This window comes from Pseudomonas sp. S5F11, from assembly GCF_019641515.1.
Taxonomy (GTDB): domain Bacteria; phylum Pseudomonadota; class Gammaproteobacteria; order Pseudomonadales; family Pseudomonadaceae; genus Aquipseudomonas; species Aquipseudomonas rhodesiae.
This window is the reverse complement of sequence record NZ_JAIFJZ010000002.1, coordinates 40,223-58,685: the sequence shown is the minus strand read 5'-3', so window position 1 is coordinate 58,685 and position 18,463 is coordinate 40,223. Positions and strand designations below refer to the sequence as shown.

The window sequence follows — 18,463 nt, the reverse complement described above, 5'->3', positions numbered from 1 at the left end:
CTTTCATGCCTACTACTCAAACATATAAAGCGATTACTGTTTAAGTAGCTCAGTCGAGCTTATAGCAACTGTAGGCTGCACATGGGTTGCATCCGCCGATTGCGACGGCAAATTGCGAATTGGGGGTGTAGCCGGCTGGACAGCTGCAAGAGCCAGTAAACGGATTTGCTGCAGCGCAACCACCAGGTTGGTGGGATGCAGTCCAAAACGATCCTCCCCATCGATCCTTTCCCGCAGAACCTTTCCAGAGACCTGACTGACAAGAAAGAGCCAGCCCAGCAGCATTGCGCCCAATCAACCCATTCGGGGTGCATGCGGCGCCCTCTACGGCGACTCCATCCAGTTGCAAGTATTCGCCTACCTGAGTTCGCCCTGTAGAGGTGAGTTTTCCAGCCCGCATTTCTCCACCAGTAGTGACCCCTTTATCCCCGTAGGATCTGAGCCAGTCAGGATCATTCATATACCAACCGCCTAACCACTTCTCATTGAGCCACCCGGTGTCCCCTTTGGTTCGAAACCAGCCGCCGGTGGTAGTCTCCCCTGTGGTGTTTGTGGTTTCTGCATTCAACGTCGCCGTGTTGGTGTTTTTTACCGCGTTAAGATCATTGCCATTCAGGTTAATCGATGTGTTCATCGCGTTAACCTCAGGATGACCAGGTACTGCATTTCGATACAGGTAGTCGTTTGTCAGCGTACCGTCCTGTAAAAATAGCGCGCTCGCGGTATGCCCTGTGCCGGGATTCATCCCATAGTTGCTTAAGGCGATTTGCCAACCGCCACGCACACCTTGAACGATGCCGTTATTGCTAACAGGAATGAACCCACCAGTCCCACCCAAGTTCTCTGCGATTTCGCGGGTGCCAATTTCATCAATTGTTTCCCCCCCTGTCGTTAACACAATTGACTCAAGCTGGTTCGGAGCTGGACTGCGAGCGAGAACCAAGAAGGTTTGCCCAAACGCGTTTGTGTCACCAAAACCAATCGGCAAATACTTTGTGTTGCGCAGCATCGCAACCGTAATTTGCACAGGTACGGTAGGAGTTGCCGAGGCTACTACGGTGCTAAAGTAGTCTTTAAGGTACTTCGCTGCAGCATCAGCGACGGCTTGTTGCTGCTGGGCCGCGATCTGGTAGTTCTGCGAATCCATATGCCTCGAAAGTTGTTGAGCCCCAATCGCACTCATAACGACGAATACGATAATTACGAACATCACCTCAATGGCGATGAATCCGGCTTGTTTATTTTGTGTTCGCGATTTCACATTAACTACCTCCATATATGTTTCTCCTCGCTTGGTTTTCCACGTCTTGGTCGACGTGCTGAACGTTGCCTGTTCGGATCTTCTCGCGAATACCTGGGCCGTCCTCACCGGAGAACAGAAGGCTTTTGACTTTCAGGGTTGGTATGCCTCTGCCTCTGTCCAATGTCTGAAATACAACTGCAAGTAACCCTTGGGCCAGGATTTCGCGTGCATTACTAATCCTCGGTTGAGCCAGTGCAGCGATATATTCAATTGCTTGCGAAGGTGATCCGGAATGAGACGTGGTGATAATGAAATGCCCGTTGATTGCGGCTCGCACCACTAAGGCGGCTGTCTTGTCATCACGTATCTCCCCCACGAATAGCAGATCGGCCCGGGTGCGTAGCGCGCGCAGGAATGCTTCTTCATAGCCTCCCGTACGTCGCGAAACCTGCATCTGTATACAGCGCCCCTGGCCATGGGAGCCGTTAAGGTTGGTCTCTTGAGGGTCCTCCATAGCGAATGCGATACCCCCGCAACTCTCTAAACGCGCGATCACCAAGGACGCAGCACTTGAAGTCTTGCCAGCCCCCATCTCACCGCAAAAAATCACCAGGCCCCTTACAGCGTCGTTCAACAGCGTGTTGACCAAATCATCAGGCAGGCCAAGCAAATCGAATGGAATGATCTTTGGCTTCGCTTTTGATATCGCAAAAACCTCATTACCCATCGAATCGATGATCTGCGTTACACGTAACACAACACCATCTTCTATCAGTGAAAACTCAGGGTCTTGAAACTCCGCAAAGTGAGCTGAACATTTATCTCTTAAACGCTTGAGGTCGTCGGCCCACTCAGACGGAGCCGAAACCTTTTTGGCCTCGGCTCCGTCCAGCCCTTTCACATCGCTAAAGCCTTCGCCCAAGTAGAGGTCAACGAAGTTTGCCTCTGTGATACGGCCCATACTGGCTCCTTAGAAAACTGTCCAGGCCAGGCTGTTTGTGTTGGTATCTGTGCAACTGGCGGCTGCGGTGGCAGAAGATACTTCGCCGGTGACACTTGACCCGCCGTTGATCGATGTAGCGACCTTTTGACCTCTGCTGATTTTGGTTGCCAAGGTCATGCACGCATCACCAGGGATGCCATTTTCAGTCAGGATGAAAGTCATTCCGCCCGAAGCTACGGTGACCGATCCGTTCCACGCGTTGTAAAGCGTGTTTCCGGAAACGCTCATGTTTGGCAAGCCTTTGCTAGTAACCAGCTGGGGAACAAGGCTTGTGCCGGAAGTACCGTAGCCGTTGCTCCCTTTAAGTTTGCGAGTGTTGGCGATCAGCTGGCCTATGTTGGATTGCTCATTGCTGACATCGGAACTTCCGAGCAGCGAGCCGCCGTTATAAATCGCGTAGCCAATGCCAATAGCGATCACGATGAGAACGAACAGCATCGATAAGTCGATAAAACCGGCCTGGCGTTGTTGACGTTTGACTTTACGTTGCATGGAAAATACCCCTCGGTGGATTAATGTTGAATGGTGTTCGCTACATCAGCCTGCATGCTGTATGTCCCGATCAAGACCAGGATCATCAGCACGCCAATAGCCATCGATGAAAAAATCAGAAGACCCTTTGAGTACCGCTCAACGCTCTTGAGCGAGTTGGCAAGCCAGCGGGTACTGAAACGGTGTATCGACTCTGAGAAGCCCTTACGAGTCGCAAGAACGCAGAGAAACTGTACTGCTTGCTTGTCGGGAAACTGGTGCCCTGCCAGCTTTAGTGCCATCCCAAAGTTTTTACCCATCCTTACGCCGTAGCGCGCGGCCGTAAGACGCTCGCGCAGCCAAGGCTTAGCGTTAAGCTCCAGGGCCTCCAGGGCATCCAGTTGATTGATGTTCGAGCGAAGCATTACCGCGATGTTGAGCAGGAAGGTGGAACCGTGCAGCGCCTTGTAAATAGACCAGGGCGGTAGTGACTCAAGCCGTACCCGAAGTGGGCCTTTGAAATACGGCAAGGTTGCGACGGACACCACGACAAACAGCACAAAGCTGATCAGTGTTATCAATCCCCAGCTGTTGACGAATGTTGCAATCGAATACAGTAGGTGGGGTATCCCAGTCCAACCCTCTGGATCGGACCGGCGAGCCATGGCCGGAACCATTCTCGTGGCAACTACGTGCAGGAGATACGCCATCAATGACCACAGCAGGGCTGGGTAGAGAGACGACGAAAGAATCAGCGATACAATTTTTTGCCTCGCCTCAATGGTGCGTACGCAATCGTCAAAGGCTTGCTGCAGATTTCCTGACTTCTCGCCGGACGCAATAATCGCCACCTCTTGGTACGGCATCCAAGGCTGGCATGCGATACCAAGCGACTTTCCGTTGCTTACAGTGGAACTCATTGCAAAACCTGCCAGGGCTACAGGGTGAAAGTTTCGCTTTCCGTCATCGCTGTAGACGTTACTCACTTCAAGTAACGCCTCCTGCAGAGGCACCCCGTTTTCTAAGAGTGCCGTCATACTTTCATAGAACTGAATGCGCTCCTTTCCTCCAAACTGCGTGCTGTACCAACGGGTCGCCAGGGATGTGTGGGCTTCATTGAGATAGTCCCGGACCTCATGGAACATCGACAGACGGGGCAGCACTGGCCCTAATGGCGTTTTACGAGTTCTTTTTGCACTCAGTAGCTGCCGAATTCTGCTCAACATTGTTTTGCTCCAGGATGTAGTGATCAAAGTCCAGTGGACCGACGATGGTCTCCGCCATCCGAGGATCAATGAGCCCTTCTTTAACCTTCATCAATGCGTGCGCAGTTTTCGTGATTCCCCCCATGTTCTTGACCCAGTAATTGCGCGCTTCACCCGCACTACGCTTGAAAACCATCATGAAATCCTGAGTCGTCACCAGCACCTCACCCACGGCTGTTCGCGTTGTGACCCCAAGCATGTCGCAGTGACTACAGCCATTGCCCACCAGGTATGCGTTCTCCACGTTCAATACGGCTAAACGTTCAACCAAATCTTCATCAAGCTCGCTCACATGATCTTTCGCCGGTTTCCGGCAATGCTTGCAAAGGACCGGCAAAAGGGACTGGTTGATCACGCCTGTCAAAAGTGCTGGGTCAGTCACAAGACTGATATCCATGCCCATATCCACCAGGCGCTGCAGGGAAGCAATAGCGTTATTCGTGTGCAGCGTGGAAAGCACCAGGTGCCCTGTAAGGCCACCAGTGAAAGCCGCAATGCAAGAAGCCAAATCGCGGACCTCCCCGTACATCAGGATGTCCGGGTCCAATCGCATAGAGTTGGAGATGGCCTGTTCCCATGTTTCCTCACTGCCTTTAGGCGACTGGTTAGCCAACAAAGGATATTCAGGGGGATCTTCCACCGTCAGGATATGCCGGGTGCCTTTGTGGTCTCTCGCGACCGCGTTAATGTTGATTTGCAGAGTTTTAGACTTGCCTGAACCGGTAGGCCCAGTGATGAAGGTCACACCGTAAGGCAGTCGACACAGCCGGCGGATCTGCGCAATCTGCACCGGCAAAAAACCCAGCTCATCGAGGGTTTGCTTGCTCTTGTCATCAGACAGCAATCGCAGGACCATCAAGGGCCCGTCTACAAGAGGACGGGTCGCCACCCTTGCGCCAAACAAACCTAATTGATCAACGAATTTTCGGCTTACGCGCGCGTCTTGGCTGATCTCGGGCTGGTAATGCTCTTTTGATACATCGCACATGCTGTTGTAGAGCGACGAACATAACTCGCGACCAATTGAGCTAGGAATTTCACTCGCTTGAGTCAGCAGACCGTGGATACGGAAAAAGATCCGTGTAATGTCATGACCTACCACAAAGTGAATGTCACTCGCTCCTGCTTTATGCGCCTGCCCCATCAACGCAATGACTTCTTTCTGACGTAACGTGCTGTTAGTAGCGGCGTTAGTTGTACCGTTATCCCGTGACTGAGCCTGATAGATAGACAGGATTTCGCTCATCGTCACCGGTTTGATTTCGTACCGCACGTCTGCACGGTCAAGGCGATCCATGAACGACATTACGTGATGGTCCATAAGATGCTGGGCCGACACGTAGAGGACGCCTGTTTCCGTGAGCGCACACAGTTGGCGTAATGAGGATTGTGCCTCCCATTCCTCACCTACGGCCGTGAGGATACGACCTACGCCAAAATCGAGTACCGGTGCTGACTCCTGATCACCGGTGGGCTCAGGAGGCAGCACTAAGGCGATGCGTGCTGATTCGTTGTTGTCAGCCTCTTGCGATGAAGCAATTTGCTGCTGAGCAAGGTTATTCATAGTGAAAACTTCCTATGGTTGTCCGAGCGTAAAAACAGGGGTTGGTGAGCCGACTTGCGCGCCTGGTAAGCCGGGGAGGCCCGAGGTTGGCGGTCGATTCGAGACCGCCGGGGAGGAAGAAAAACCAAGCGAGTAGCGCTTGCCGGCACGGGTCACCACTACGTTATCCAGACTGATGCTTTCCAGCCTGTAGCCGCCTGGAAGCTCCGGACCGCCGGTTTGTGCATCAATTTCAAATCCACCGCTGTAGAGAAGCGTGACGCGTAGATTTCTTGCAGATCCCGATACCAATTTCACTACGGGTAAAGGCTCATCGATATTTGCCTGTGGCTGCATCGGCGGGTAAAGAGATGTGACCGTTTGCCCGGGCGTCTGCCCCTGGTCGTTGATTTCGCGCAATGCCTTGGCTCGCTCACCTTGTGCTTTGTACAAAATGGTTTGGCTCTGGACTTCCGACAGCACACCCACGGTGACAGCTGAAGTGCCTTCTTCTGCTTGAACCACCTGGTGTAAACCGAGGATGCCCAGCAACACTGGCAGGAGTAGTTTTCTACTTTGCATAAAGGTCTCCAGTCACTGACCAGATCAATTGATAGTTCTTTAACTCGGTACTGATTTCGCGCAAGCGAAAGCCTGTGTCCGGTACGTTGAGCAATACGGCCGCCGGTGGTAATGAGCTGCTGTATTGCAGCTCAAAATGCTTCCATTCCGGCAATGGCGGTGGCGGTGGCGCAGCACCTCCTGGGAGGGCTGCAGGTGCGGGAACGGATACCGGTAATTCTTTGAGAGTTGGGGCGATGCCTTGTCCGTGTAACCAGGACGTAAGTAGCGGTAGCGCTTCACTCGTTTGAAGTAGCGATTCATCACCAGCCAAATTCAGCTTCAAACTGATTTTGAGCGCGGCACTGTTGCCGCCGTTGAAAAACGCTGGTTCATCCGCGAAGTGGTCACGGGTAGCCCGAATCAACTCGATAGCGGTGCTGTTGCCAGTGCGCTCAACCGTCACAGAAACCAGTTCACCATCACACTGCGCTGACTTGAAAACCCATCCGGCAATGCTCAGAGGTAAACGCTCCACGGCTTCGGTACAGCCGTTTACGAATCCCGCCACATCAGGCTGTTTTGCCCAGGGGTGTTCCAACGCCTGCAGAGTCTGTTCCTGACTGGAACGCGCGTTAAGTGCATCCAATTCAGCCTGACGCTGCATTGCAGCGGCGAGCGCTTGCCGACCCTTGTAGGCTTCCCATTGACCCCAACCAACCAATGCTGCACTCACCAGGACGGCAACGGCGGCAACTCGTCCCCACTCATTTTTTGACAGCCCAAAAGTGAGTTGACGTAATCGATAATCTCGTCGCAGATTTTGCGCCTGCAGCAATGACTCCACATCAAGGCTGGCACCGCCACGCTCGAACTCTTTCGGGAGGTAGATATCCCGAAAGGAAATCGAACTGCTGAGCATCTGTGCGACTTTGCGTCTCGTGTCGTCCCCTGAACCGACTTGATCGCAACCGGGAAGAACGGCGCCCTGATCAACCGCAATCAGGACATATCGATCCTCCCCCGGGGCGACTTGCCATGCGGCAATCCATGAGTCTCCCAGCTGGCCGGCCAACGACGCCGCGAGGGAATACATTCCTTTCACTGCACCATCGTTGTAAGCGACAAATCCGGCCTGAATAATCGATTTCGTTGGCCTAATCGCCACGATATCCATCTGGTGCTTACGCCCAAACTGCCGAGCCTCGCGCATGTAGCCTGTGAGGCTATCCAATGGATGCCATTGCAAGCCGGTGACAAAGGAGTTGCCGTGGTACGTCAGTATTTGAACCCTTGTCTGCTTTGTTACGTTCGCGTTAGGAGCCATGGCTACGCTGCCCATGCAGTAGACATAGGCGACAACACGGCAATACGGGCAAAGTCGTCATTCGCGACCTGGCCGAGCAGAATCGGGGTAATCAGTACAACCAGGACGCTATGTGTTGAAGTCCGTACCTGGGAGCCGCCAAGACCAAAGAAGCTTGGGCTACCTACACCAGACTTGGTGGCGTCTTCACTCATCTCATCAAAGCCGGACAGGATCAGTGTCTGCCCACTGCGTAGCTTGACTTTTGGGCTCAATCCCTTCGTGTCGTAGTCGGCGGTTTGCGCGCTCGACCCGCCGCTGGTGAACGTGGTGAAAGTCGGCTTGGAACTCATATTGATTGAAATCATCACCAGTAGATCGTCGTTCTCAATGACCCGAGGTAACAGGGTCATATTGAAGCCTGAGGTGATCGTGCCAGCGTTCAGTGCGGTGCTTGTTCCAACGGACGGCGTGCTGCTGGTAGAGCTAGAAGGGATGTACCCCTTCACATTGCCGATCTGAATGGGTGCAGGCTGCAAATTGAGTGTCGTTACCGATGGCGAGCGCACGTTGGATACGCGTCCCTGTTCGGCCAAGGCTTTGATAATCGCGGTCGAACCTGCCCATGGTGAGTTGGCTGAGTCGACAATCCCAATAGAGCCGGCAATAGCGTTCCCGCTGATACCTGTAACGGCATTGTTGAGTGAAAAGCCAAAGTTGCTCGACAACGATTTGTAAACGGCCTGCCAGTTCAAACCCAACTGATCTTTATCAGTCAAAGTGACCTCAAACACCTTCACATTGAACAGCACCTGACGGGTGATTTCTGCGTTCGTCTTGTTCAAATAAGCTTCGATCCGGGCCAGCACGTCAGGACGGTCCGTAACTGTGAGCGTGCCGGTGGAAGGCGCCATGTAGAGGCGCCCCGGCGGCGACTGGCTGAGCATCGATTGAACGTTGTTCTGAATATCGTTGAGGATCGATGTGTTGAGCGTGACTTTGGTGCTTTGATTACTGCCCGATTCACCAGTTGCCCCCGACGCGGAGCTGGAACCACCGTTGGATCCCGACCCGGTGCCCGTTGTGGTGGTCATACCCGATTTAACGACTGTTTCAATTTCTTGCTTATCGCCGAAGGCGTAAACATCAAAGACCTTCGTATCGAAGTAGTTGATTCGTACAGCGCGTTCGATCGGTGAGTAGTGCCAAGACAACCCAAGTCGAGAGGTCGCTAGATCGAGCAGACCAGAAATACGGCCGTTGTACTTGATACCGCTCACAACGCTTGGTGCTGTAAATGCCGCCGAGCCTGAAAACCCAGCCTGGGCCTGCACCGAAGTAGCTCCAGGGAACAAACCTACAAGACTTTCAGGGTTCGTGTTGGTAGCCGTCTGCAGGGGTTGTTGCCCTCCCCCGCTCGCTGCCGCACTGAGGCCAGGATTGACCGCCTCCGGAGATACCAAGACCGAGATGCCACACTCATTGGTAATGAACTGAGCAATCTCAGTGATCGTTACTCCGCCAGAAGGCCGGTATGTCTTTTCACAATCCAATACTGCCGGCAGGCCGCGTTTCGCTAGGACTGGTTGAGTAGAAACCCAGGGCTTATCGCTAAAAATTACCGTTGCGCGTTTAGGTTCCGGCTTCTGGTTGCGCAAGTTTTCTGCGTACTGTGCTGCCTCGGCACCATCTTTTTCTGCCCGAGCTGACGACTCGCTTACCCGCTGAACGGTGCAACTGCTGCTGAGCAACAGGGCAACGGCCACACAGCTCAATTTAAAGAGCGATTTCATTATTTCTTCCTCTCGGACACGTAAAGGATTCCTTGGCTAGACGTGTTTCCGTCTACAAGAAAACTGCGTTTGGCACCGTCATAGAGCGGGAAAATCTGGTCAATCGCTTGGCTGAAAGTGCCCTGGAATTTCAAAGGAGCTTCGATTGGATAATCCAGATCCTCCTGACTCCAAATCAGCTGAATGCCGGCACGTTTGCACCACTCGGCCACGGTCTGGTGCAGAGTGCTACCCACTGCCGCAGTCCAGCTGGGCAACGGCGGCGGCATAGGTCGGGCGGGGGCTACTGGCGACACGGTGGACGGCGTGGAAGCCTTTGCAGGTACAACCGATGCGGCCCCAGCCTTGCCAGGCGCTGACGCGGGAACTGGTGCAGCTACTTTCGCTACCACTGTCTGAACAACGGGAGCAGGTGCCGTAGAGGGCTTGGTACCAACAGCAATAGGCGGTTGCGGTGCGGGCACGGTTACGGTTGGCGGCGCAGGCACAGGCGCTGGCACTATAGGTTTAGCGGGCGGCGCACCAAACGCGATGGGGGCACGCGGTGTTGGGATCGATGCAGGGGTTAATGATGTTGTATTAGCAGTAGTGAATATTGGCATGGCTCCTGGCTGATTAACTTCCTCCCAGTCTCCGGAAGGGACTGTTAACTTAGGTGCAGAACTACAACCTAAAAGCAGCGCAGCACAAAGCAACTCACTCAACAAGAGTTTGCAATTCATATTTATTTACCTGTTTTACAAATGAGTGTTAGAAGCTGAGGAGGACAAGGCTACTTTATTTGATTGCGCCCTTTAAAGCGTCGTGCGGCGAACTGCGCAGCGGACTTGGCCATACGGCCAGCTGGATTCAAGCCAGTTGCCTTACCTAATACCCCTCCGACCCCGGTTACGCCACCAGATGGTCCCCCACCCATAATAGACGCCGCGTAGTTTGGAAGCTCAGTAGCAAGATATGTAAATGCGCCAAATATCAATAGAATGCCGAATGCGGAAACTAGAGTAGTCTCAATCTGACCATTCTTCACAATGTTGTTGTTTATGTAGTTCAACTCTAGCCCGATAACAATGGCGAACAAGACCTGTGTCAACATAAAGCCACCGATCACGGACACCCAGCCCCAAAACCATTGTCGTGTTTGGTCGAACAGCGCAAAAGCAATAAATACCGGCCCGACAACAAGAATTACTGTTGTGGCGGCTTTAAGCGTAATCATCGTCCCAATGCATACGCCTAGAAATGGGATACCGCCCATCAAATAGAAGGCGACCACCAAAACAGCGTAAAACATGACAGCCCAATCTTCCGTCCACCCAAACTGCATTGCAGAAATCAGAGTATCGAGAGAGCCGATATAACTGTTTATTAGGCCGTCAACCTGATTGGTCGCCGGGCCTTCATTACCGGCTAAAACACCTCCCATCCAGTCAGGTAAACCCGTGACGATCGGAACGACTGTGGATGTGTACCAGGAGACGTTGAACGCGAAGTAAACAATAATCGCCATTTTCATGATGGATATAAGAACATCCTGAAAAACGGCATCCATTCCCTGGTGCAACCAGTAAATACTTTTCATTGTAAAATTTAGCAACCACATCGAACCGAACGATGCTCCTAAGCCAAGCATAACCTTGGAAGTGCCGCTTCCTAAAGTTCCTTTAAGAGCGGCATCGATGGCTTGAAACAGATCGGCGGCTATTGCAACCTGAAAATCCATCTAACCTCCATCATGGTGATTTCACCAATACCCGACCGTTGTAGAACAATTTGGAATCTTCCAATCGCATGGTCAATGAACCGCCAAGTGCGCTAAGCGTGGTAGAGGATTCCGACCGCCCTTCGAGTTTTCTCTCAAAGTCCTTGCCCAAGACATTTTTACTTTCGTCAATGTGAAAAACATTTTCGCTGTAGGAAATATCTAACGTCATTGGCTTGCTTGCTCCCAGGTACTTTGATTCAGTTCCAGGAACTTCCACCCAGTGGCCAACGAATCCATTCGTATTATTCCCATCACATCCTGTCAAAACAGCAAATAGGAGCGCCGCCAAACTGTAATTTCTGAATTTATACATAAAAACCTCACACTAATTGGATGGACCGCAAGTGTAAAACACCTTTTAGTGGTTCGCACAGACCTCATTCGTTGCCGAGGGTCCTGTCGTAGTCGGCATCCATTTCTTGTATCGAACGATATTTGCCTTTGCCGCGCATATGGTCCTGAAACTCTTGGGCACGCCGTTTGTTCTCAAGTTTCTGTCTCTGCTCGGACAGGGCAATTACGTTAGCCAGGCGCATTTCTTGATTCTGCTGCTCGATCAGCTCCTGTTGATATCGGATCTGTAAGTCCTGTTTTTGCTGAGGTGTTTCGACTCTATTTATTTGACGTTTGAGTTCCTCAGCGTTTTTCACGCGCTCATTACTGGCCTCATAGTTGGCTTCAAGGGCTCCCATTGCTGCCAGCAGCTTGTCATAGGCTTTTTGCACATGAACATCATCCGACACCATTCCGTAACGCTGCCGCAGTTCAGGCAACCGCTTAGCGTCCTTATACATGTCGCCCCACTCTGAAAGTGGCAAGATTTTGTTCAGTTCTGGATTATTAAGAAAATCACCATAATTGGAATTTCCCGAAATCAGACTTTTATAATGGTCATATTCAGCTTTAGCTTGCTCAATACCCTCCTTAGCCTGCTTCAACGCATCAAGAGCCTGCTTAGCCTGTGCGGTAGCATTCACTACCAAAAGACCAGCAGTTGTAGAGTCAAGTGTAGGTATGCCGATAGCGTTAGCACTCGGGATAGCCGCAAATAGCGCTACCGACAATGCTGTTATAATGAAGATACGTTTCATAGTATTTACCCATTCTGCCTTTCCAGATCTGACAGCCTTGCCATTTCATCAAGAAATGCCGATACCCAAATCTTGGGATCGGTTGTATTCAAAGACTTTTTAATCCGCTCAGCCACTGCAATGTTCTTTGGTGAGGAGGATAACAATGGCAACCAGTATTTAAGTTTATCATTCAGTACAAGCTTTAGTTTTACTGCTTGGTTCCCCTGAACAACTACCATTTCGCGGCCCAACGGATGCATTTCCGCTATTGCATCAAAAACCTTACCTTTAATACCGAATCGCTCATATTTTTCGCGGTCAGCTTTCTCGTTAGCCAGCCAAACCGAAGTTATCACTTGCTGAATAACAGCAGGTGCATATTTAGTGTCTAACGCGTCTTCCGGTGACTGAGTATCCATTAAAAGCATCTCACCCCGAGTACGTCCGCTTTTCAAAATCTCTTTAATCGCTTCGGCTGTACTTTCAAACGACAACGGCACCCAGTACTCAGCGATAAAGTTGATAAGCAATTTACCCGGCCTGGCGGCATGCATCGCACGCTTCATATAAAAAAGCGTATTCAGCAAAACCTCCATAACATCGGGGTGCTTACTGGCGAAATCTCGATTCAGAATCTTTGTGCAGTCAAACGCGATACGCCAGAAGTCCTGCGGATTAAACAAGTTAGCGGGTGAATCAAGTACCCATGCGTTCTGACCTTCGTAGCCACCAGCTTTTCGACACCATTTTGCTAACCTCGTGTGGAGGCAGTTACCACCCCGGCGCGAGATATTCTGCAGTAGCAGTGACATTCCTCGGTTGCCTACAACTGAATGCTGCATCACAGCAGAGATAGAATCCTGAATTTCGCGCTCGTCTTCCGCCGTGTTCATTGCCTTGCCACCTGCACAGCAGGCTACTTGGTCGAACAGAAAGTTTCGCAATTCCGGGTTGTCCGGAAACTGAAAGGGGTTAACTCCAGTGTAGATACCTGGTACAAGCGAAAAATAGTTGGTATCCAATGCATCCAGTAGGTTCTTCAACGAGTGATTGTAATCAATCCCGAAAAAAGCACACTCAAAGCGACTTGCGAAGGCCAGAATTATCCCTTCCGCTGTTGTTTTACCCGCGCCTGTTTGTCCGGTGAAAGATGCATGGCCTGGCAGCATTTCGCCTAGGTTGTTTTGACCTAACGGGCTGTCATGCAGGTTCAACAGGAATAAAGCGTCTTTATCAGTGCGCATGGGGATCAGCGCAGTGCCGTCTCCGATAGGGTTGCCACGTGCCTTGCCCGTAGGTGTTGCATGCAGAGAAAAGGTGCTAGCGAAGTTCTCAGTCGACTTACTCAGGGGGTACAGCACGTCTAGGTAAGCCGGAAATTGCGTGTACCAGGTCTCAATGTTACTCATCGTAGATCGAACAAACGTTGTATCGCGAACAGTGAAAATGGACTCCATTTTTGCGCCGTTATCGATAGCATCATCGGGCGAATCACCGTACACAATAAGAGCTGCATGATACCGACCAAAACTTAAATCGCCCTGGGTAATCTGCTGCACAGCGTCATCAAGTTCTTTAGTCTGCTTAGAGTTCCCCTCCACTGAGCCAAGGTCCGAAACGTGCTTTTTAAACTCGCGCTTAATTTTGGTTCGATCTTCATAAAGAAATGTTTGTACTAGAGTGAAGTCAAATTGTTGTTCAATCGCTTCATCCCACATTCCTGGTGATGAACCTGCAGATGGATAGTCACGTAAATCGTACGTCGTTGCGAAGCGAACACCGCCACGGTTAGGTCGATTTTCCACAAAATCGTATTCTGCAAAGTTTGTGACACTATCGATTACCGCATCCCCTAACCGAGTATCGCTGCAGAGAATATCTTTCTCCTGACCGTTGAATAATCCGCTGTAGAATCGTCCAACTTGGGAATATAGCGCGCCATGCTCGTTTTCTTCCATCCCCATAATGGCAACGTCATACTTCGCTAACATGGTCGAGGATATGGTCAGAAGCTCTTGCATCGAGCTGATACCCTTATCAAGGTCACTGTATTTAAGAACCAGCGCTAAGGTATACCCTATTTGTCGGAACGTACCGTTACGAAATGGCGCCGTGTAAGCGTCGACAAAATCTTGCAGGACAGGCAGAGACATCTTGTATTCATGATTCAGTTCCACACCACTTTTACTGATGTAGGCTTGCAGCAATAGGTTCTTACCCTCTTTTTTACCCATTGCTAAGAAATATCGATTTAGCTGAAAAAACTGTTGTTTCAATTCTGCGTCACTGCGGGTCTCATGAGAGATACCCTTTAACCGAATAAGGCTGAGCAACCGGTTTCCCGTGAGGCTAACCATGTTCTCGTGAACGTGATATTTCATCATCGGAGCCATTTCCTCCGGAGACATAACGTTTTTGTGAAAAGCGTCTGCCATAATATTGGCTCCACTTAGGGTTAGAAGGAGTTAACAAAAGTTGTTTGCCATATTTCAAATTCCGTAGAATGCGTCTTAGCGCGAACCGAATTCTTCGCAGATAACGATCATCTACAGAAGTTATTAGCCGGAGAGCCAGCAGCGCTATCAGGAAAGGAAGCGCTAATGCTAGGCCCCATTCCCACCCCAAGATGGCAGCACCTGCGCCGAAAGCAATCAAGCCACTCATGACCAGGCCAAGCATAGGCATTATGGGAATGCCCCAATGTGTAGCTGGTCTAGACATAGCGTTATAGCTGTTGAATAACAGCGGTTCATCATCAGCCACGGCTGGCTCTCCTCAACACGGCTTAGGTCGGATTGCCTGTACCAAAAATTTGCCATGCCGCTGCGCCTAAGACGACAGCACCACCAACAACGAGGATCACCCCAACTTGTTCAAGATAGGTCATGAACGTAGTTGAATGATCCCCACTTGCACGGGCCATCAGCCAGCGAATGCCCGTCCAGACAAGCGTTACGAGAGCCATGGACCCGCCAATAGCGTACATACCAATGCGGACGTTACGGCCCTGCGCTACTAACGTTTGAGCCCAGTCGTCGGCCATTGCGAACATTGGCGCCAAGCAGATTAGTAGCCCCAACAACCGCACCACAAATTTTCTACGTAACATTGAACTTCTCCTTCATTATTAAATAATTCACGCAACACTATTTATCTTCTGAAATTTCATTAATCACAGTAGATTTTGGGATTGGAACGAAGCGTGGGTACTGTCTCAATACATCCCAGCTTTCGTAGGTCGGCATCGGCGAAGTTGTAACCGGTTTCTGTTGAGGCAATTCATGCCCCCCTTCCCAGCCGGTTCCAGGGAATAAACCTGAGTAGTCTTCCGTTGCGCCTGGTACTGAGGTCTTAGCTGGTTCAATCACTGCGCTCGGACGGTCCGTAGCGTTATCAGCTGCCATCGCAGTAATTGCGACGAGTTGCAGTATTACGGCGGCGGCAAATAATTGAGCTGCCATCTTACTAACCCTCTGATGTATTCGATTCCTCGGCCCATTGGCGAAGCAATAGTTCTTTTGCCTGACCGGAAAAATTGTCAATAACGAACTTCAAGAAAGCGGAGCCAGTGATTTGCTGTCTAGATTGGCCGCTAATATCAATCGCGATTTGGGTTAGTGTGTTAAACCGCTCATAGCCAACATGGGCTACGGCAGATTTCTTTTTGCCCATATGGTTTTGGACCATACTAAGTCTCCTCGGATGCACAAAAGCACCGCCCGGTGTTAGCCGGGCAGTGAGATAGGGGGTAAGTTGTGATAAAGGTGTTGCGCAATCAGCAGGCGTTATTGGTAGCCGAACTGATACGTGAATATGGGCGGCTCGCCATATTGATGAGGTCTGACTCTTTCTGGAGTAACGCAAAAAAAGCTGTCTGCCGCTGTAACTGGTCCTTCATGCGTGTAATCGAATGCAAAGCATCCGCGACGTCCTGCGTTACGTTCCGGCATTCAATACTGCTTAACGCCTGGTCGGCCTTAAGGATGAGCGATTGCTTCAATGCCTCGATCAAAGTGTCCGGCGCTGTACAGATCGTTTGCCCGAATCGGACAAAACCTTTAACGCCAGGCACCTCAGAGACAGTACCTGTGTGTATGTCTTCATAGTCGAAGCGAACAAACAGGTAGCCAGGGAACAGCTGCTTCTGCTTAACACGAGTGCCCTTGCAATCCTTGCGCTTTGTAATCTCAGTCATGGTAGGTGAGTAGATTTCCACGCCGAGAGCTTCAAGCTTCGTCGTAACCGTCTGAAAACCATGGAGATTGTGAGTTATCAAATACCAGCTTTGCATCCCTAAACCTCTCCCTTTTGGGTGCAACCCGCCACAAACGCGCCGTGAGCGAGCCTGAGCTGATGAAGCAATTTCCTGTGCTGTGCTGTACGAATAACCAGCACTGTTCAAATATACAGTGCATTTCGTTGCGAGAACATCTTTAGCAGTCGAAATTTTATGGTCTTTTTGAGCCGAAAACAACGATTAGTGTAAATTTTGCATTTTTAGCCTTTTTTTTCCCGTTAAACGCCTGAAACTACAGAATTTTCAGGCGCCGCAAATGACCTCGCCCACAAGGAAATTCATCGGAGGCCGGATACGCGCACTTCGAAAAGAAAAAGGGATTACACAGGCGGTTTTAGCGGAAGCCTTAGAATGCGAAATAGCGACGATTAGCCGCTATGAACGCGGGCAACACTCTCCAGATAGCGAACAACTCATCAAACTTGCAGCGCTTTTTGGGGTATCCCCTATGGATATCCTTCCGTCTGAGCATGAAGTGTCGCGCGCGCAGGTAATAGAGCTGCGGACTAAGCTCCTGGAGCTGATCTACAAGATCGATAACCCCCACCTTCTGGAAAAGCTGATCAAGACCATCCAATTGATCGAGAAAAACTAATCATCTGCACCCTCGTTGCTTCGGGCACCTTTTGCGAAAAACGTGGTCGAGGTAACGCAATGAGCATTGAGCAGCAGCCACCAAGCCGTCAGCAGCTTGGGGAAAAAACATAATTGATGAATTGAGGTGGTAGCGATGGACGTTGGGACCTTAGAAAGCTGGATCAAGAACCTAGGAGGTTCGCATGATCACCTGGTTACTCAGGGAATCATTTCAAGCCAGCCGCTGCACGACCTATACGGGGATGGTGAATCCTTAGAGCTTGAACCAGAGTCGGGTGTAGAACTGAGTTTTTGGGCTGAAACAATGCGATTCGAAGCGATACAAATCACGTTGCGCGATGGTGTGCTGGGCGGCGGCACACCGGTTTACGCCGGTGAATTGCCTGCACCTTATAGCGTTGCGAAAACCCAAATGCAGGTCAGGGCCATTTTTGGCCCCCCCCTACGAACAAGCAACTCGGTAGAAATACCCGGGTCCATAGAGACTATGGGCGGCTGGGATAGCTATCAGTTACCTCACACACTCCATGACACCGCCCTTGTTGATTTTCAGTACTCTGAAAGCCTTCATGTTGACCGAATTGTCTTTTCGCTCATCGACAGAAACTGAATCGCTAGCGCAGTGACATGAAAGCTCATTAAATGCTGGGGTGTTCTGTAGGCAAAAAAAAACCGCTATGACCGAAGTCATAGCGGCCCCACCTCTTAGCCGTTACAGGCCGTCAAAGTAGTCTCGCAGCAGCTCGTAAACGTGATGAACACGCAAACAAACCACTACGAAGTCCCACGCACGTCTTAACTTAGACATACCTGGCCCCCCCGTAGATGGGCCATACCTCCAGTGCGCTCTACCGGAACTTGCGCACCTTCGGGAAACACGCTAATGCTCCCTATGAGGCGGCTGGGCTTATGGTCCTTCTGCATTAACCGGTACGGGTCTCTAATCCGTGGCAGTCGGTCCAAAATTCGCGCGCTGGCCCGGCCAACCTCAAAGGTGACGAACGCGGAACACGCCCATAATATCGACGAAACATAGGTTTGTGTTGAGGCGTGGCGCTTTGCCTTACAAAACTCGTTTCATTTTTGACCAAAACCCCCGCAAGGCGGGGGTTTCAGCGGCATGACTTTATGACGAAATGCACCCTTTCGTACCACTCCAGACCGTTATTAACGATTTTATCTTGTGTTTGCTTGCGCCCGGGCGCTAACATTGACCCGCACGCTAATGCTCCCTGTGAGAACGCAAGCCCGGCCTCTAACCGGATTGCACGAAAAAACCGCCCCCTCTAAGGCGGTTTTTTTTCGCCTGCTGATTATCGCCGTTACGCATAACGCCGCCGAGGTAGCCCGATGCTGATCACCCTGGACTTGTCGCCGTTTGAGCTGCAAACCCTGCAGGATTTTCGCAAGTACTACGCGCAATCCCAGCGCACCCCATCGAGCGCGCCGGAATTGGAATTGACCCAGCTCTACAGCGCGCTTAGCACCTCGGCGCAGATCCTGGCCGAAGCCCTGGACAAAGCGGCCCACAAACAAGGCGTGTGACCGG

General features: G+C 51.1%; 20 protein-coding genes. 3 read left to right on the top strand and 17 right to left on the bottom strand.

Features of this window, described 5'->3' with window-relative positions:
- Positions 1-49: 49 nt before the first annotated feature.
- The 17 genes from pilV to K1567_RS27205 all read right to left on the bottom strand — a co-directional run bounded on the left by pilV (position 50) and on the right by K1567_RS27205 (position 16,311).
- A complete protein-coding gene (pilV, locus tag K1567_RS27285; RefSeq protein ID WP_220699127.1) occupies positions 50-1,276 on the bottom strand; it encodes a shufflon system plasmid conjugative transfer pilus tip adhesin PilV in 1,227 nt (408 codons plus the stop codon).
- Complete coding sequence (locus K1567_RS27280) at positions 1,263-2,204, bottom strand: ATPase, T2SS/T4P/T4SS family (RefSeq protein WP_220699126.1); 942 nt, start codon at positions 2,202-2,204, stop codon at positions 1,263-1,265. Before K1567_RS27280 ends, pilV begins: the two co-directional genes overlap by 14 nt.
- Positions 2,205-2,213: 9 nt before the next feature.
- Positions 2,214-2,738, bottom strand: a complete 525-nt coding sequence (locus K1567_RS27275; protein ID WP_220699125.1) for a type 4 pilus major pilin — start codon at positions 2,736-2,738, stop codon at positions 2,214-2,216.
- 20 nt (positions 2,739-2,758) lie between these two features.
- Positions 2,759-3,862: a type II secretion system F family protein gene (locus K1567_RS27270; RefSeq protein WP_220699148.1), complete on the bottom strand. Its 1,104-nt coding sequence runs from the start codon at positions 3,860-3,862 to the stop codon at positions 2,759-2,761.
- A 34-nt stretch (positions 3,863-3,896) separates the two neighbouring features.
- Positions 3,897-5,546 (bottom strand): GspE/PulE family protein, encoded by a 1,650-nt coding sequence (locus tag K1567_RS27265; protein ID WP_220699124.1) that lies wholly within the window; start codon positions 5,544-5,546, stop codon positions 3,897-3,899.
- Between the two features lie 12 nt (positions 5,547-5,558).
- A complete protein-coding gene (pilP, locus tag K1567_RS27260) occupies positions 5,559-6,107 on the bottom strand; it encodes a type IV pilus biogenesis protein PilP (protein ID WP_220699123.1) in 549 nt (182 codons plus the stop codon).
- Entirely contained in the window at positions 6,097-7,428 is a 1,332-nt protein-coding gene (gene pilO2 / locus K1567_RS27255) for a type 4b pilus protein PilO2 (protein ID WP_259445126.1), read from the bottom strand. Before pilO2 ends, pilP begins: the two co-directional genes overlap by 11 nt.
- A complete protein-coding gene (locus K1567_RS27250) occupies positions 7,416-9,188 on the bottom strand; it encodes a PilN family type IVB pilus formation outer membrane protein (protein WP_405046007.1) in 1,773 nt (590 codons plus the stop codon). Before K1567_RS27250 ends, pilO2 begins: the two co-directional genes overlap by 13 nt.
- A complete protein-coding gene (locus tag K1567_RS27245; RefSeq protein ID WP_259445125.1) occupies positions 9,185-9,454 on the bottom strand; it encodes a toxin co-regulated pilus biosynthesis Q family protein in 270 nt (89 codons plus the stop codon). Before K1567_RS27245 ends, K1567_RS27250 begins: the two co-directional genes overlap by 4 nt.
- Positions 9,455-9,957: 503 nt before the next feature.
- Positions 9,958-10,905, bottom strand: a complete 948-nt coding sequence (locus K1567_RS27240) for a type IV secretion system protein (protein ID WP_220699120.1) — start codon at positions 10,903-10,905, stop codon at positions 9,958-9,960.
- A gap of 10 nt (positions 10,906-10,915) precedes the next feature.
- Entirely contained in the window at positions 10,916-11,260 is a 345-nt protein-coding gene (locus tag K1567_RS27235) for a hypothetical protein (protein ID WP_220699119.1), read from the bottom strand.
- 64 nt (positions 11,261-11,324) lie between these two features.
- Positions 11,325-12,038 carry a P-type DNA transfer protein VirB5 gene (gene virB5 / locus K1567_RS27230; RefSeq protein ID WP_220699118.1) on the bottom strand — a complete coding sequence of 238 codons (714 nt, stop codon included), beginning with the start codon at positions 12,036-12,038 and terminating at the stop codon, positions 11,325-11,327.
- 5 nt (positions 12,039-12,043) lie between these two features.
- Positions 12,044-14,455, bottom strand: coding sequence for a conjugal transfer protein (locus K1567_RS27225; RefSeq protein ID WP_220699117.1), 2,412 nt, complete (start codon positions 14,453-14,455; stop codon positions 12,044-12,046).
- Positions 14,370-14,783: a VirB3 family type IV secretion system protein gene (locus K1567_RS27220; RefSeq protein ID WP_310794514.1), complete on the bottom strand. Its 414-nt coding sequence runs from the start codon at positions 14,781-14,783 to the stop codon at positions 14,370-14,372. The genes K1567_RS27225 and K1567_RS27220 overlap by 86 nt, the downstream gene beginning before the upstream one ends.
- Positions 14,784-14,805: 22 nt before the next feature.
- Positions 14,806-15,129 carry a type IV secretion system protein VirB2 gene (locus K1567_RS27215; RefSeq protein WP_220699116.1) on the bottom strand — a complete coding sequence of 108 codons (324 nt, stop codon included), beginning with the start codon at positions 15,127-15,129 and terminating at the stop codon, positions 14,806-14,808.
- A gap of 37 nt (positions 15,130-15,166) precedes the next feature.
- Positions 15,167-15,481 (bottom strand): hypothetical protein, encoded by a 315-nt coding sequence (locus K1567_RS27210; protein WP_220699115.1) that lies wholly within the window; start codon positions 15,479-15,481, stop codon positions 15,167-15,169.
- Positions 15,482-15,795: 314 nt separating this feature from the next.
- On the bottom strand, positions 15,796-16,311 hold the full coding sequence (locus tag K1567_RS27205) for a transcription termination/antitermination NusG family protein (protein ID WP_220699114.1): 516 nt from the start codon (positions 16,309-16,311) through the stop codon (positions 15,796-15,798).
- Positions 16,312-16,573: 262 nt separating this feature from the next.
- Between K1567_RS27205 and K1567_RS27200 the strand changes: the two genes are divergently transcribed.
- The 3 genes from K1567_RS27200 to K1567_RS27190 all read left to right on the top strand — a co-directional run bounded on the left by K1567_RS27200 (position 16,574) and on the right by K1567_RS27190 (position 18,459).
- Positions 16,574-16,912, top strand: a complete 339-nt coding sequence (locus K1567_RS27200) for a helix-turn-helix domain-containing protein (protein WP_220699113.1) — start codon at positions 16,574-16,576, stop codon at positions 16,910-16,912.
- A gap of 135 nt (positions 16,913-17,047) precedes the next feature.
- A complete protein-coding gene (locus K1567_RS27195) occupies positions 17,048-17,524 on the top strand; it encodes a DUF6392 family protein (protein WP_259445123.1) in 477 nt (158 codons plus the stop codon).
- Positions 17,525-18,264: 740 nt separating this feature from the next.
- Complete coding sequence (locus K1567_RS27190) at positions 18,265-18,459, top strand: hypothetical protein (protein ID WP_220699111.1); 195 nt, start codon at positions 18,265-18,267, stop codon at positions 18,457-18,459.
- Positions 18,460-18,463: the final 4 nt, after the last annotated feature.